12 protein-coding genes, 1 tRNA gene and 1 pseudogene are annotated in these 14,252 nt (G+C 72.4%); 3 read left to right on the top strand and 11 right to left on the bottom strand.

What is annotated here, in order from left to right:
• Nucleotides 1–393: 393 nt before the first annotated feature.
• Nucleotides 394–469 (bottom strand) — tRNA-Thr (locus tag AB0I42_RS16705).
• A gap of 95 nt (nt 470–564) precedes the next feature.
• Between AB0I42_RS16705 and AB0I42_RS16700 the strand changes: the two genes are divergently transcribed.
• Nucleotides 565–2,292: a metallophosphoesterase gene (locus AB0I42_RS16700; protein ID WP_357538219.1), complete on the top strand. Its 1,728-nt coding sequence runs from the start codon at nt 565–567 to the stop codon at nt 2,290–2,292.
• 21 nt (nt 2,293–2,313) lie between these two features.
• Here the strand turns inward: AB0I42_RS16700 and ricT are convergent, their stop codons facing one another.
• Nucleotides 2,314–3,162 carry a regulatory iron-sulfur-containing complex subunit RicT gene (ricT, locus tag AB0I42_RS16695; RefSeq protein WP_357538217.1) on the bottom strand — a complete coding sequence of 283 codons (849 nt, stop codon included), beginning with the start codon at nt 3,160–3,162 and terminating at the stop codon, nt 2,314–2,316.
• Between the two features lie 208 nt (nt 3,163–3,370).
• Between ricT and AB0I42_RS16690 the strand changes: the two genes are divergently transcribed.
• Nucleotides 3,371–4,852: a hypothetical protein gene (locus AB0I42_RS16690; protein WP_357538215.1), complete on the top strand. Its 1,482-nt coding sequence runs from the start codon at nt 3,371–3,373 to the stop codon at nt 4,850–4,852.
• Nucleotides 4,853–4,940: 88 nt separating this feature from the next.
• Here AB0I42_RS16690 and AB0I42_RS16685 read toward each other — a convergent pair whose 3' ends face one another.
• The 8 genes and pseudogenes from AB0I42_RS16685 to tmk all read right to left on the bottom strand — a co-directional run bounded on the left by AB0I42_RS16685 (nt 4,941) and on the right by tmk (nt 11,905).
• The gene (locus AB0I42_RS16685; RefSeq protein WP_357538214.1) at nt 4,941–5,690 is read right to left on the bottom strand and encodes an HNH endonuclease; all 750 of its coding nucleotides are present in this window, start codon (nt 5,688–5,690) and stop codon (nt 4,941–4,943) included.
• Nucleotides 5,687–6,808, bottom strand: a complete 1,122-nt coding sequence (locus AB0I42_RS16680) for an AAA family ATPase (protein ID WP_357538484.1) — start codon at nt 6,806–6,808, stop codon at nt 5,687–5,689. The genes AB0I42_RS16685 and AB0I42_RS16680 overlap by 4 nt, the downstream gene beginning before the upstream one ends.
• A gap of 81 nt (nt 6,809–6,889) precedes the next feature.
• A pseudogene (locus AB0I42_RS16675) lies at nt 6,890–7,102 on the bottom strand (AAA family ATPase); the annotation flags it as partial.
• 76 nt (nt 7,103–7,178) lie between these two features.
• Nucleotides 7,179–7,850 (bottom strand): hypothetical protein, encoded by a 672-nt coding sequence (locus AB0I42_RS16670; protein WP_357538212.1) that lies wholly within the window; start codon nt 7,848–7,850, stop codon nt 7,179–7,181.
• Entirely contained in the window at nt 7,850–8,155 is a 306-nt protein-coding gene (locus AB0I42_RS16665) for a hypothetical protein (RefSeq protein ID WP_357538210.1), read from the bottom strand. The genes AB0I42_RS16670 and AB0I42_RS16665 overlap by 1 nt, the downstream gene beginning before the upstream one ends.
• On the bottom strand, nt 8,156–8,482 hold the full coding sequence (locus AB0I42_RS16660) for a YbaB/EbfC family nucleoid-associated protein (protein ID WP_357538209.1): 327 nt from the start codon (nt 8,480–8,482) through the stop codon (nt 8,156–8,158).
• A gap of 115 nt (nt 8,483–8,597) precedes the next feature.
• Nucleotides 8,598–9,824 (bottom strand): DNA polymerase III subunit delta', encoded by a 1,227-nt coding sequence (locus AB0I42_RS16655; RefSeq protein ID WP_357538208.1) that lies wholly within the window; start codon nt 9,822–9,824, stop codon nt 8,598–8,600.
• Entirely contained in the window at nt 9,821–11,905 is a 2,085-nt protein-coding gene (gene tmk / locus AB0I42_RS16650) for a dTMP kinase (protein WP_357538482.1), read from the bottom strand. Before tmk ends, AB0I42_RS16655 begins: the two co-directional genes overlap by 4 nt.
• 331 nt (nt 11,906–12,236) lie before the next feature.
• On the opposite strand from tmk, the gene AB0I42_RS16645 reads away from it, so the two are divergent.
• Nucleotides 12,237–13,442: an amino acid deaminase/aldolase gene (locus AB0I42_RS16645; protein ID WP_357538206.1), complete on the top strand. Its 1,206-nt coding sequence runs from the start codon at nt 12,237–12,239 to the stop codon at nt 13,440–13,442.
• Between the two features lie 36 nt (nt 13,443–13,478).
• Here the strand turns inward: AB0I42_RS16645 and AB0I42_RS16640 are convergent, their stop codons facing one another.
• Complete coding sequence (locus AB0I42_RS16640) at nt 13,479–14,117, bottom strand: TetR family transcriptional regulator (protein ID WP_357538204.1); 639 nt, start codon at nt 14,115–14,117, stop codon at nt 13,479–13,481.
• Nucleotides 14,118–14,252: the final 135 nt, after the last annotated feature.

Raw genomic sequence — 14,252 nt, 5'->3', positions numbered from 1 at the left:
CGGATCGACAGCCGCCGGTGCCGGCGCGTGACGCGGCCCCGATGGTGCGGAGCCGGGAGTCGCGGGTGAAGACGTCGCTCGTCACGATCGGGAATCTCGGCGCGCACGTCAAGACGGACGCGCGTTACGGCTGGTTTCGATACTCGACCAAAGCTTTCAAGGCCGGCAGAGCCGACATAGCGCACCAATGCCCATTTGGCATGTTCTATCCGACCGGAAAGCCGGACCAACCGGCAGCCTCACGCCCGGTCCACGCTCGACCAGTGACCTTCATAACTAACTGGTAACAAGAATGCGTGGTCGGCGAGCGCGATGAACGATACGCCAACGCGCCATGAACCGGGTGTCCGGCGGCATCAAAAAGCGCCCCACCGATCGGTGGGGCGCTTTATCTGGAGCCGCCTAACGGAATCGAACCGTTGACCCCGATATTACGAGTATCGTGCTCTACCGACTGAGCTAAGGCGGCACGCGCGCATGCTGGTGCACCGCGCCGGACCAGTGTACGCGACCCGGCGGCCGACGGGCGCACCGCACCCCGGACAGCGGCTAGGCTGCCGATCCGTGACGGATGACCGCGCCACACCACCCCCACCGGTCGAACCGAACCACGACGGGCGCCCCCGGCCGCGCAGCCTCGACCCGCACGAACTCGGCTTCACCCCGCGCGGGCCGGTCCCCTGGCTCGGCCCGTTCCTGCTGCTCAGCACCGGTCTGCGTACGCTGCTGGCGATCCTGTTCGGCGCCTATCTCGACAAGCGTGAACTCCAGAACGCGTTGCCCGGCGACGTGCTCGAAGAGGCCGGCACCGACGGCGAACTCTGGCTCGACTACGTCGCCGACCTCGGTGACGGCTTCGACGCCACCTATTCGGTGGCGTACCTGCTGGGCCGTCCCGAGTTGGAGATCGACGGGCGGCGACTGCCGCGCGGCCAGGTGCTGCTGATGGGTGGCGACCAGGTCTATCCGACCGCGAGCGGGTCGGCGTACGAGGACCGCTGCAAGGGGCCGTACCAGGCGGCCCTGCCCGGCAGCGCCGAGCCCCGACCGAGCCTCTACGCGGTGCCCGGCAACCACGACTGGTACGACGGGCTGACCGCCTTCCTGCGCCTGTTCACCCGCCACCGCGACGCCAGTATCGGCGGCTGGAAAACCAAGCAGTCCCGCTCGTACTTCGCCGTCGAACTGCCGGCCAACTGGTGGCTGTTCGCCATCGACGAGCAGTTCGGGGCGTACCTCGACGATCCGCAGCTCAGCTATTTCGAGAAGGCCGCCACCCGGCTCGGCCCCGACGACCGGGTCATCCTCGCCGTGCCGGCACCGACCTGGGTCAAGGCCGTCGAGGAACCGCAGGCGTACGACGCGGTCGACTACTTCATCCGTACCGTCATCAAGCCGACCGGGGCGCAGGTCCGCCTGATCGTCTCCGGCGACCTGCACCACTACGCCCGCTACTCCGGCCCGGACCGCGAACTGGTCACCTGCGGCGGCGGTGGCGCCTACCTCTACCCCACCCATAAGCTGCCGGAACGCATCGAGGTGCCGCCGCGCCGCACGCTCGCCCGCCGGTCCAGCACCACGCAGGAGTACGACCTCACCGCCCGCTACCCGACCGCGCAGAAGTCCCGCCGGCTCGGCTGGGGCATCTTCGGCAAGCTGCCGCTGCGCAACCCCGGCTTCACCACCCTGCTCGGCGTGCTCCACGCCCTGCTGCTGCTCGCCATGACCAGCTTCGCGGAAGAGCGGGTCAGCGGCACCGAACAGCGGCTCTTCAGCATCCCGCTGGCCCTGGTGCTGATCACGACTCTGCTCGGCGCGGCCCTGTTCGCCAAGCCGCCGAGCGCGTCCGGCAGCCGCCGTACGCCGCACTGGATCCTCGGCACCGCCCACGGCCTGGCCCACATCGCGCTCGCCATCGGCGGCACCCTGCTGTGGCTGCGGCTGCCGTTCCACGACTGGGCGTGGCCGCTGCCACTGCTCGTCGCCGCCCTGCTCTACGCGCCGGTGGCCGGGCTGGTGGCCAGCCAGGTGACGGCGGCGTACCTGCTGGTCGCCAGCAAGTTCAAGGTCAACCTGAACGAACTCTTCGCCGGGCAGGGCATCGAGGACGCCAAGAGCTTCCTGCGGCTGCACATCGCGGCCGACGGCACGCTGACCGGCTATCCGGTCGCCGTCGACAAGGTCTGCCGCCGCTGGCGGCCCAACCCCGACGGCCCGTACGACGCGCCGTGGCTGGAGCCGGAAACCCCGCTCACCGTACGGCTCGCCGAGGAGCCGTTCACGATCCGCTGATCACCGGCCCCGGCGCCCGGTTCAGCCGTAGTGCTCGTCGTGGGCCTTTCGAGGACCGCAGACCGAGGCGCGGCTGCACGAGCAGCGGGAGCCGTCGGCGTCCAGCCGGACCGTGACCGAGTCGCGCGGCACGCTGTGCGCCACCACCCGCCCGTCGCCCTCCGGCGTCGAAACCCGGGACCCGATCGACGGTGCGGAAGCCTGGAACTGCTGGTAGAGCGGGTGTTCGTACTTCAGGCAGCACATCAGCCGGCCGCAGGCGCCGGAGATCCGCAGCGGGTTGAGCGGCAGGTCCTGGTCCTTCGCCATCCGGATGGTCACCGGCTCGAAGTCGTTGAGGAAGGTGGCGCAGCACAGGTCGCGCCCGCAGGACCCGATGCCGCCCTGGACCCGGGCCGAGTCGCGGGCGGAGAGCTGCCGCAGTTCCACCCGGCAGTGCAGGGTGGCGCCGAGGTCGCGGACCAGGGACCGGAAGTCGACCCGGTGCGGCGCGGTGAAGTAGATCGTGGTGCGGGCGCCACCACCCGCCGACGGGCCGCCGGCCTGGTCGAGCGTGTGGTCGACCGCCACCACCTTCATCGGCAGCCCGTGCTCGCGGATCAGCCGCTTCGCGGCGACCTTGGCCTCGGCCTTCCGCTTGCGCTGCGTCTCGTCGCGGCGCAGGTCGCTCTCGGTGGCCATGCCGGCCAGCCGGGGAAACCCGCTGGTCTCCTCGTCGACCCACTGGGCGGCCCAGACGCACTCGGCGACCTCGGTGCCGTCGTCGGTGGGGACCAGCACCTTGTCACCGACGACGGGGTGCAGGTCGCCGGGGTCGAGGTAGTAGAGGCGCCCGTATCGGTTGAAGCTGACGGCGCAGAGCATCCCCATGCACCACACCCTACGACGGACACGGGCAACCGGAGAACACTGACCATTCGGACTATCCGTGCTGACCGTATGAATGGGACTTACTTTTTGTCCGCAACCCGAGGGCGGGGCCGTCGTTGGGATCGATCAGTAGACACCGTCTGACGCGGTGCCGACGGCATACCGCCGTATGCCGTCGCCCCTGGTTCCCGGTCACCGGAGGATGTCGATGACGGACGCCCAGTCCGCCCGTACCACCCTGCCCAAGCACAGCCGGCGCCTCGCCGGACTCACCGTCGCCGGTCTCGCCGGCGCCCTGGTCAGCCCCGCCCTGGCGATAACGCCCGCGGCCGCGGACCCCGTGTGCGCCACTCCCGCCGCGTACGGCGCCCTCGCCAGCGCCGAACTGGTCAAGCTCGGCCTGCTCGACCTGCGTCCGCTCGGCCTGCCTCTCGGCCCGGTCGCCGACGTACGGCTGGCCTCGGCCAACTCCGGGCTCAACGCCCAGGCCGAAGTCAACTCGGGTGCCGCGGCCCGGCTGCTCGAAGCCGACCTGCTCGGCATCGACCTGCCGCTCGGCCCGCTGACCCGGCCGCTGCACCAGCAGGCCCCGCCGACCAACGCCGAGCCGGCCACCCGCTCACTGGCCCGAGCCGACCTCGGCGTGCTGTCGCTCGGCGTCGGCGAACTCAAGGCCCACGCCCAGTGGGACGAAGCGATGGCCTGCGGAAAGAAGGTCGGCCAGACGACACTGTCGTCGGCCAGCATCGCCAGCGCCAAGGTGCTGCCCGGCCCGTTCGGTCGGGCCCTGGTCAGCGTGCCGAACAACCTGTCGAGCACCAGCACCACCGGCCTCGCCGAAGAGGGCGGCGCGGTCCGCTCGGTCGGCGCCGCCTCGATCGGGGTCAGCGAGGTGCGGCTCTTCGCCGGCTCGTCGTCCGAGATCGTGGTCAAGGTGATCAAGCCGCCGACGCTGCGGGTCACCACCGCCGGTACGCGGGACAGCGCCACCGTGCAGTACGACGCGCCCATCCTGGAGGTCTCCGCCGCCGGCATCGCCTCGGCCCGGATCGAGTCGCCCGGCGAATACGTCGACCTGGCCCTGCCGGCCCGCACCCTCGGACTGCCCGGGGCACGGGCGGCCGCCGAATCCGGTGACGTGCCACTGGTCGGCAGCAACCCGCTCGACGGCCTGCTGAAGGAACTCGACCCCGACCAGGCCCGCACCGGCGCCGCCGCCGGACCGCTCGCCCTGCCCGGCGTACCCGGGCTGCCCGGCCTGCCGGACCTGCCCCCCGCCGGAGAGATCATCGGTGGCATTCCGGAACGGCTGCCCGTGCTCGGCGGCGACCTCGCGCTCGTCCGCCTGTCCGTCGGCAAGCTCGAACAGCGGATCACCGACCAGGCCGTGCACGCGAACGCCGCCTCGCTGCGCCTGCAGGTGCTGAGCGGCCCGCCGAGCCGGGACACGAACGGAAACACCGAACGGCGCAGCGTCGTCGACGTCGGGGTCGGCCTGCTCCAAGCCGCGGCCGTGGCCCCCGTACCTGCGGCCAGCCCGAGCCCGTCCACGCCCCCGCCGAACGCCGGTGGTGGCGGCGGCCTGCCGGTCACCGGCGTGAACGTCGGGGTGGTGGCGGGCGCCGGCCTGCTGCTGCTCGCCGGCGGCGGCGGTCTGCTCGTCGCCACCCGGCGGCGCCGTACGACCTGATTCCTTCCCCCGCCTTCGGGCCGCACACGTCCCCGGTGTGCGGCCCGAAGGGCTTACTGGAGGTGCTGCCCGAAGGGCTTACTGGGGGTCAGATCAGCAGCAGCGCGGCCCTCAGTTCGGGGCTGCGTAGCAGCGGAAGTAGCGGGGCCGGAAGCGAGAAGGCGTTATCGGCGCCTGGCGCGACCGCCTGGCGCAGCATCGCCTGGCACACATCGGCGAACGGCTGCTCCCGTACGGTCAGCACCGCTTCATCCATCGCCGACCGGTCATCGGCGGCATAGGCGGTCCCCCACCTTTCCAGGCAGAGGATCACGACCCGCAGGGCCTGCATCCGGCCGCGTGCCAGCAGCGGCCGGTTGAGGCCACACACCTCGATCGTCGCGCCGCCCTTCGGCGTCAAGGGGCTGTAGAGGCCGACGGTGAGCGACAGGAACAGGTGCTCGAACGGGTCCTCGGTGGTCGGGTCGATCAACAGCGGCCGGCCGGCTTCGTCGATCGGAAACGCGTCCCGCTTCCCGTGGCTGTTGCAGGTGGAGCAGGCCAGCAGATGGTTCAGCCAGTCGAAGGTGCGCAGCGGACTGCGCGAGACCGGCTCGAAGTGGTCGATGTCGGTGCCGTGGTTGTCGCCGCAGTACATGCAGTGCTCGCGACCGGGCGACATTTCCGCCAGCACTTCGCGCAGCGGCTGACGTACGGTGTTGCGGACCGTCGTCGCCTTCCACAGTTCCCGTGCCCGGGCGACCCGGCGTGCCGGCTCGACGGCGAGAATGTCCTGGCTCAGCGCGGCCATCCGCCCGCCGACCGCATCGGGCAGCCGGCGCCGGGTAATCCTGATCATGCCTCCGGCTCACCGGCCGGACGAAGCCGCGCCGCCACCTCGTCGACCCGCGCCGACGGGGAACTGGTAAGCGTCCTGGCAAGATCGCGATATCGTTCGACCTGCGCCGCTTCCGCCGTTCCGGCGAGCACCGCGATCTCGAGCCGGACCAACTCCCGCCGAAGGGCCTCCGCCCGTTCGGAGTACGGCGTCTCCAGGCCGAACAGGTCCGACAGCACCGCGTCGTCACCGCTACCGAAGACGACCCGCTCGTAGAGGTCCTGGTCGACGACACACGGCGGACGCATCTCGTCGGGGCCGGGCAGCCTGATCAGACCGCCCGGATCGGCCGCCTGGCAGATGTAAGGGCTGTGCGTGGTCACGATGAACTGCACTCGGGGAAAGTGCGCCTTCAGCCACTCCCCGATCCGCTTCTGCCAGGAGACGTGCAGGTGCGCGTCGATCTCGTCGATGATGACCACGCCGGGGGCGTTGATCGTCACCTTGCCGTCCGTCGACTTCGCCATCAGCTCGCCGTACGCTTCGTGGATCTGTTTGATCAGGTCGACGACGAGAGCCGCGACGGTACGGTAACCGTCACTCATCTCCCGCAGCGGGAAACGGTTTCCGTCCTTGGTCACCCAGAGACCTTCGGAATCGACCCGCCCGACTCCGTATCCGTCGGGCAGCAGACCGTCGCGCAGGATTTCGAGCGCCACGTTCTTTATCTCCTCGGCACCCGGTCGTTCCTCCAAGGAGCGCAGATGCTGCTCGATCAGCCAGGAAACGCCTTCGGCCAGCGATGCGTCCTCGTTGAAAAGCGTCGCGAGCCGGGCCACCGGACCGGGCGTCAGCATGAGTCGCTGCGCGTCGCCGGAGCCACCGACCAATCGTCGGAAGGGACCGTAGGCGGCACAGAACCAGCCGGTGGGGTTGTCCTGCCAGGGGCCCTCGCGGGGAGCCAGTTCGGCGGTCGCCTCCGCCTCGAACTCGCTCAACGCGGGCTGCGCGCCGCGCCGGGGGCCATGTTCGTTGGAGGCCGGCGCCACCCATTCCAGGCCGGCCCAGAACGCCTCCCCCGACGGCCGATCCCCTGCGCCGCCGGTCCGGTCGAGATTGCGGTCGTAGACCAGCCGCACAGCGGCCTCGGCGGACTTCCGGCCGACCGAGATCCAGTTTTCGAATCCGGGTACGAGGGTCCGGGCGACCGCCGGTCCGCTGATCGCCAACGCGATGCCACGCAGAAGCGAGGTCTTCCCCGATCCGTTCCGGCCGGCGACCACCGTCCAACCGGCGTGGGTCGAGTCCGGCCTCTTGAGATCGAGATCGACCGCCCGTTCGCCGTGGAAACCTCGAACATTGGTGAGTCGCACCCGCGTGACGTACACAGCGCCAACCCCTCCGCCCACGACCGGGTCACGTCCGGCGCCCATCGACTCTATCGGCAGGTCCGCGCCACTGGCCGGATCGACCGTACGCGTCGAGACTCCCCGCCGGACCGGACCTGGATCAGAGCGGGAGGCGGAGGTCGGTGTGGTGGCCGGGCGGCGGGTCCGCAGGGGCCCGGTAGGGCACTTCGGCCAGGCCGGACGCGTGCCGCCGGAGCAGGGCCTCGCCGCTTTCGTACACGTCGGCCACGGCCTGGAGCAGGACGGTGCCGACGCGCGCCGCGGCGAGCGCGTCGTCGCTGTCCGGGCCGGATCCGGCCGGAGCCGGCGCCGTCAGGGTGACCGCTTCGGCGCAGGTCAGCACGGTAGCCAGGGTACGGGCCAGCGTGGCCCTGCTCCGCGCCAGCCATTCGGCGACCGCTTCGGCGTACGCCGCCGTCGCCGCCAGCCGGCCGGCCAGCCCGTCCGGGTCGTCGGACAGGTGGGTGGCGAGCGCCATGCGGTGTGCCTCGAAGGTGTCGGCACCGCCGCCCGTCCAGTCGATGCCGCGGGCGACGGCGGCGTGGCCGCGGGCGTAGCCGGGGCGCAGGTCGTGCAGCGCGGACCCGGCGGTGGCCAGCGGTGCCGGGTCGAACGCGGCGACCGCGCGGACCGCCTCACCGGGCAGGGCCCGTAGGCGGCGCAGCAGTGGCCAGACCGGGTCGCCGTCCGGGGCACCGGACCGGGCGAGGATGTCGTCGACCCGGACGAGCAGTCCGGCGCCGGCCCGGACGAGCTGGTCGAGCGCGTCCATCAGGTCTCCTCGGGCTGCCGCCGGCGGGCGGCGTCGTCGGTGTCCGCGTAGTGGCCGGCGAGTTGGCGCAGGGTGTCGGCGACCTCGGCGAGGCGGGTGGCGGCGGTGGTGGCCTCGTCGCAGCGGGCGCCGGCCGCGACGAGCCACTGGTCGCGCAGGTCACGGGTGAGGTCGCCGAGCCGGCCGGGGCCGGGCGGGCCGAGGTCGGCGCCGGTGGCTCCGGTGACGGCGATGCGGCGGGCCGCGTCGGTCAGGTTGCCGGCCGCCGCGTCGAACCGGTCGGCAGCCTGCCGCAGGCTGTCCATTCAGGACCTCCCGAGCGGCGGGTAGTCGGTGAACGTCTCGGCGTGCAGCTTCTCGCGGGCCCAGCGGGCGGCGTCGGCCGCGGCGGTGACCGCCGCGTGGATCGAGCGGGCGACCTCGGTGTTGGCCCGGTTGTGCAGCGTGCCGGGGATGCGGATATCGGTGATGACGCCGGCGGCGGTGACGACGACCTCGATCAGCCCGTCGGGCGAGCGCACGGTCACCTCGACGCCCTGCACCGCCTTGTCGAACTCGGCCCGGAGTGACTCGATGCGGCGGTGCCGCTCGACCGCCTCCTCGATCCATGCCTCGTCGATCTCGCGCGCCATGCACAGGCTCCTCACCCGATGTGCCGCTCCGGTTGCGGTACGGCACCGAACCGTACCGGTCGGGCTGCGGTTGCGATACCCCGTGGCCGTCGAGCCCGGGATGGCCGGCGGACGGTCAGCCGCGCCAGAGGGCGAGCATCATCGCCTCGACGGCGATGCGGGGTTTCACGTTGGCCCCGATTGCCTCCCGGCAGGCGAGCACCGCCTCCAGGCGGCGCAGCGTGCTCTCCGGGGTCCACTTCTCGGCGGCCGCCTCGGCAAGCGGTGCGGTGTCGGTGTGCACCGGGGAGACCGGGGCGCGCAGCAGGGTGGTGAGCACGTCGCGGTAGAAACCGGCCAGGTCGACCAGGGCCCGGTCGAGGGCGTCGCGCTGGGCGCGGGTGGCCCGCGACTTCTGCCGGCGTTCGAGTTCCTTGATCTGCCCGGCGGAGCCACGGGCCGCGCCGGCGGCGCCCCGGCCGGTGCCACCGGCACCGAGCGCGGTCTCCAGTGCGGCCCGTTCGGCGGCGTCGGACTCGGCGACCGAGGCGGCCGCCTCGGCCTCGGTGGCCTCGATGAGTGCCGAGGCGGCGTCGAAGCAGGCGCCGACGCTGCTGAGCCGGCGGGGTACGGCGAGCACGGCGTCGCGGCGCTTGCGGGCCTCCGGGTCGCGGGCCAGCAGCCGGGCCCGGCCCACGTCGCCCTGGGCCGCGGCGGCGGCCCACCGCGCGACCTCGGCGTCGATCCCGTCGCGGGCCCCGAGGACCGCGGCGACCGCTTCGGCGGGAGGCTGGCGCAGCGGGACCAGCCGGCACCGGGAGCGGATGGTGACGGAGATGTCGTCGGGGTGGGTGGACGGCGTGCAGAGCAGGAACACCGTCCGTGGTGGCGGCTCCTCGACCGCTTTGAGCAGGGCGTTGCCGGCCGCTTCGGTGAGCCGGTCGGCGTCGGTGACGACGACCACCTGCCAGCGGCCGCCGGCCGGGGTGCTCGCGGCGCGCAGCACCAGGGCACGCATCTCGCCGACACCGATCGACAGCCCCTCGGGCACCACGAACCGTACGTCGGCGTGGGTGCCGGCGAGCGTGGTGTGGCAGCCGGTGCAGTCGCCGCAGCCGGTGCCGTGGACGCATTCGAGGGCGGCGGCGAAGGCCCGGGCGGCGACTGTGCGACCCGAACCGGGCGGCCCGGTGAAGATCCAGGCGTGGGTCATCGCGCCGGTGCCCGGGCCGGCCGTGCCGTTTCCGTCGGCACCGTCCTCGTGGGCGGCCCGGACGATGCCGGCCGCGTCGGCGGCGGCCCGGCGCAGGGTTTCGACGGCCTCGTCCTGGCCGACGAGTTCGGCGAACACGCCGAGGCTCATCGGCCCGCCTCCACCGCGTTGTCCGCCATCGACATCCGATCGTCCTGGGGCGGCTTCGGCGGCCGGGCGGGTTCGGTCTCGCCGTCCGCGCGGCTCCGGTCGCCGGGATCGGTCCCGTGACCGGCGAGCAGTTCGGTGACCCGGGCGGCGACCGCCCGGGCGATGTCGTCGGCCGGCAGGGCGGCGTCGAGCACCAGGTAGCGCTTCGGGTCGGCGGCGGCCAGGTCGAGGAAGGCGTACCGGACCCGCTCGTGGAAGGCGACCGACTCGCTTTCCAGGCGGTCGGCGGCCGTGCCCCGCCCGGCGGCGCGGGCCAGCCCCACCGCCGGGTCGACGTCGAGCAGGACGACCAGGTCGGGCTTGAGCCCGCCGGTCGCCCACGACGACAGCCAGGAGACCTCGTCGACCGGCAGGGTACGGCCGGCCCCCTGGTAGGCGAGTGACGAGTCGACGTACCGGTCGCTGACGACGACGGCGCCCCGGGCGAGGGCGGGCCGTACGACGGTGGCGACGTGGTGGGCCCGGTCGGCGGCGTAGAGCAGCGCCTCGGCGCGGGGCGAGGGGGCCGACGGGCCGGTCCCGTCGGAGAGCAGCAGGGTACGGATCCGCACGCCGATGTCGGTGGCGCCGGGTTCCCGGGTCACCACGACCTCGTGCCCGTGCTCGCCCACGGCGGCGGCCAGCCGGTTGACCTGGGTCGACTTGCCGGCACCCTCGCCGCCCTCGAAGACGACGAACAGGCCGCTGCGGGCGAACGACTCGCCGACCGACAGCGGCCGCCCCCGGACCGAACCCCACAGGTCGGGCAGCACCGGCACCCCGGGCTTGTCGTCCATCTGCCGGAAGGCGCTGATGCCGGCGAAGATGCCGAAGACACCGGCGGCGAGCAGGAGGAGGCGGGTCGACGAGATCGAGATCCCGAGATCGGCGATCCGCAGTTCGCGGGAGCCGCCGACCCCGACGAGCAGGCTGCTGAGCGAGATGGCGAGCATCAGCACGATCCGGGTACCGGTCTGCACGACGGCGAAGACGCGACCCCGGACCTCGTCGGCGATCTCGCCGCCGAGCAGGGTGGTGCCGGCCAGGAACGCCATGCCGGCGCCGGCGCCGACCAGGATCGCGCCGAGGATGGCCATCGACAGGTGGATCGCCGCGGCGAGCAGGAGCACCGAGGCGCTGGCGAGCACGATGCTCATGCCGAACCAGCGGCGCCGGGACAGCTCCCGGATGACCATCGGGCCGAGGCCGATGCCGATCGCCAGGCCGACGAAGATCGAGCCGAAGAGCAGGTAGAAGGCGGCGTCACCGGCGCTGAGCGAGTTGGTGAAGAAGCGGGCGGTGCCGATGACGATGCCGCCGCCGGCGAAGGCGCCGAAGATGCCGAGGACGAGGCCGCGGACCAGCGGGGTCTTGCCGATGAACCGCCAGCCCTCGACGAACTGCTTCATCACGCTCTGGCCGGGGCCGTCCGGCCGGCCGCCCCGGCCGCTGATCTCCTTGATGCCGAAGAAGACGACGAGCGCGGTGGCGAGCCGGGACAGCGAGTTGAAGTAGAGCGCCAGCTGTGCGGGTTCGACCCACGCTGGCGGCTCGCCGGAGGAGATGCCCCGGACCGTCCGGTCGAGGGCGGCCAGGACGGCGGCGGCCAGGACCGGGGTGATGCCGTACGTGGTGATCAGGGTGAGCTGGTTGGAGACCTCCAGCCGGGCCCGCGGGATCAGGTTGGGGACCGCGGCCTCCTTGGCCGGGATCCAGATCAGCGTGACCGCCTCGATCAGGAAGGTGGCGACGGCCGCCCAGGTGACGGTGACGCCGCCGCTCGCGCCCAGGAGCGCCACCAGCGGGATGGAGGCGAACAGGACGAACCGCAGCAGGTCACAGATGACCATCGTGTAGCGGCGGTCGAAGCGGTCGGCGAGGATGCCGGCGATCGGGCCGAGGACGAGGGCCGGCAGCAGGCGTACGGCGATGACGCCGCCGAACGCGAGGCCCTTGGCGGCGTCGCTCTCGACCTGGGTGGCGGCGAAGACCGAGGTGGCAAGCAGGCCGAGCCAGTCGCCCAGGGAGGCGACCCCCAGCACGGCCCAGAGCCGGCGGAACGGGCGGATCCGCAGCACGGACCGTAACGCCGGCAGACCGGACATCTCCATCCCGGCCGAGGACTTCGCCTTCCCGGTGGATGCCGACCTGTTGTCTCCGGTCTGATCGCCGTCTGCCGAGCCGCTCGCCTGCGTGTCGATGGCCGTACCTCCGCGTGCCGGCCCATCGCTGGGCTCCCCCGGATGACACTCTAACGGCGGGGCCCATCAGGCCGGTCCCCGACATTCCCCTGATCGGCCGGCCGAAGCGGCGCGACGATGATTAATACACGAAGGTATTTCGCATTGATCGGCGGCCCGCTAGCGTGCTGTCGTGCCCACCGAACGTGACCTGCTGCGCGACCGGCTCGACCGGGCGACCGCGCACCTCGACCCGCCGATCGCGGTGATCGACCTATCGGCCTTCGACGCCAACGCCGCCACGCTCGCCCGGCAGGCCGGCAAGCCGCTACGGGTGGCCAGCAAGTCCGTACGCAGCCGGGCCCTGCTCAGCCGCGCGCTGGCCACGCCGGGCTGGCAGACGGTGATGGCGTACACGGTGGCGGAGGCGATCTGGCTGGTCCGCACCGGCGTCACCAGGGACGTGCTGGTGGCGTACCCGAGCGCGGACCGGCAGGCGCTCGCCGAACTGGCCGCCGACGCCGACCTCGCCGCCGCCGTCACGATCACCGTCGACAGTGCCGAGCAGCTCGACGCGGTCGACGCCGCCGCTCCCCCGGCCCGCCGGCCGGAGATCCGGGTCTGCCTCGAACTCGACGCCTCCTGGCGGCCGCTCGGTGGGCGGCTGCACCTGGGGGTACGCCGTTCGCCGGTGCACACGCCCGCGGCGGCCGGCACGCTCGCCGCGCTGATCACCGCCCGCCCCGGGTTCCGGCTGGTCGGGCTGATGGCGTACGAGGCGCAGATCGCCGGGCTGGGCGACATGCCGCCGGGGCAGGCCCTGCGCGGTACGGCGATCCGGGCGGTGCAGCGCCGGTCGTACCGGGAACTGGTGCGGCGCCGGGCCGCCGCGGTGGCGGCGGTACGCGACCACGCCGACCTGGAGTTCGTCAACGGCGGTGGCACCGGCAGCGTCGCCGCGACCGGTGCCGACAGCTCGGTCACCGAGGTCGCCGCCGGCTCCGGCCTCTTCGGGCCCACGCTGTTCGACGCCTACCGGGCGTGGCGGCCGGCGCCCGCCGCGTTCTTCGCCCTGCCGGTCGTACGTCGCCCGGCGCCAAAGGTGGCGACCGTGCTCGGCGGCGGCTGGATCGCGTCCGGGCCGGCCGAGGCGAGCCGGCTGCCGACACCGTGGCTGCCGGCCGGGCTGCGGCTGACCGGCACCGAGGGGGCCGGCGAGGTGCAGACGCCGCTGACCGGGGCGGCCGCCGACTCGCTGCGGGTGGGCGACCGGGTGTGGTTCCGCCACGCCAAGGCCGGTGAGCTGAGTGAGCACGTACGCGAGCTGCACCTGGTCGACGACGACCGGATCGTGGACACGGTCCCGACCTACCGGGGCGAGGACCAGGCGTTTCTCTAGCGGGTGGCCGGGCGGGCGGCACGGCCCGCCGGCCGGTCAGGTGGTGCTGACGTCGACGTGCCGGTGCAGGTATTCCCTGATCAGCGCCTTGGCCTCGCCGAGCACCTCGTCGTCGCCCTCGGGGTCGCGCCGGAACGCCAGCTTGATCAGGGCGTCGGCGGACTCGACCGCGATCTCCAGCGCGAAGCGCAGGCGCGGCTCGTCGGCCACCCCGAACTGCTCGACCAGCACCCGGGCCAACTCCTCGGCGATGACCGCGTTGTTGTCGCGCTCGTCGTCGAGCAGGTGCACGTCGACGATGTCGCCGAAGTGCAGGGTACGGAAGCCGGGCAGCGACCGGTGCATCGAGATGTATTCGTCGATGCCGGCGTCCACGCCGTCCCACCAGTTCTCGAGGTCGCCCTGGCCGAATCTGGCGGACAGCCGCTGGAGGTACGCCTCCATGTTGCGCAGGGTCAGCGCCTGCACGATGGCCCGCTTGTCGGGGAAGAACTGGTAGACCGACCCGATCGCGACCCCGGCCCGCTCGGCGAGCAGGGTCGTGGTCAGGCCGTCGTAGCCGACCTCGTCGACCAGGACGGCGCAGGCGTCGAGCATCCGCTGGACCCGGGCCACGCTGCGTCCCTGCACCGGCACCCGGCGCAGGGGTCCGGCGGTGACGGTAGATGTCGCCACTCGTCGCCACTCCCTTTCAAAGATCGGTCGTCGGTCGTTCCGGATGAGAACGTCACCAGGATCAACGAACGACCCGCATCGACGGTGTTTACTCATATCAGTGGGCCTGATATGAAGGCTACTCACGTTCTCTGT

It is taken from the genome of Polymorphospora sp. NPDC050346 (assembly GCF_040655695.1).
In the GTDB taxonomy this organism is placed as follows: domain Bacteria; phylum Actinomycetota; class Actinomycetes; order Mycobacteriales; family Micromonosporaceae; genus Polymorphospora; species Polymorphospora lycopeni.
Note: the sequence above shows the minus strand (reverse complement) of the source record. Positions and strands in the feature narration are given on the sequence as shown.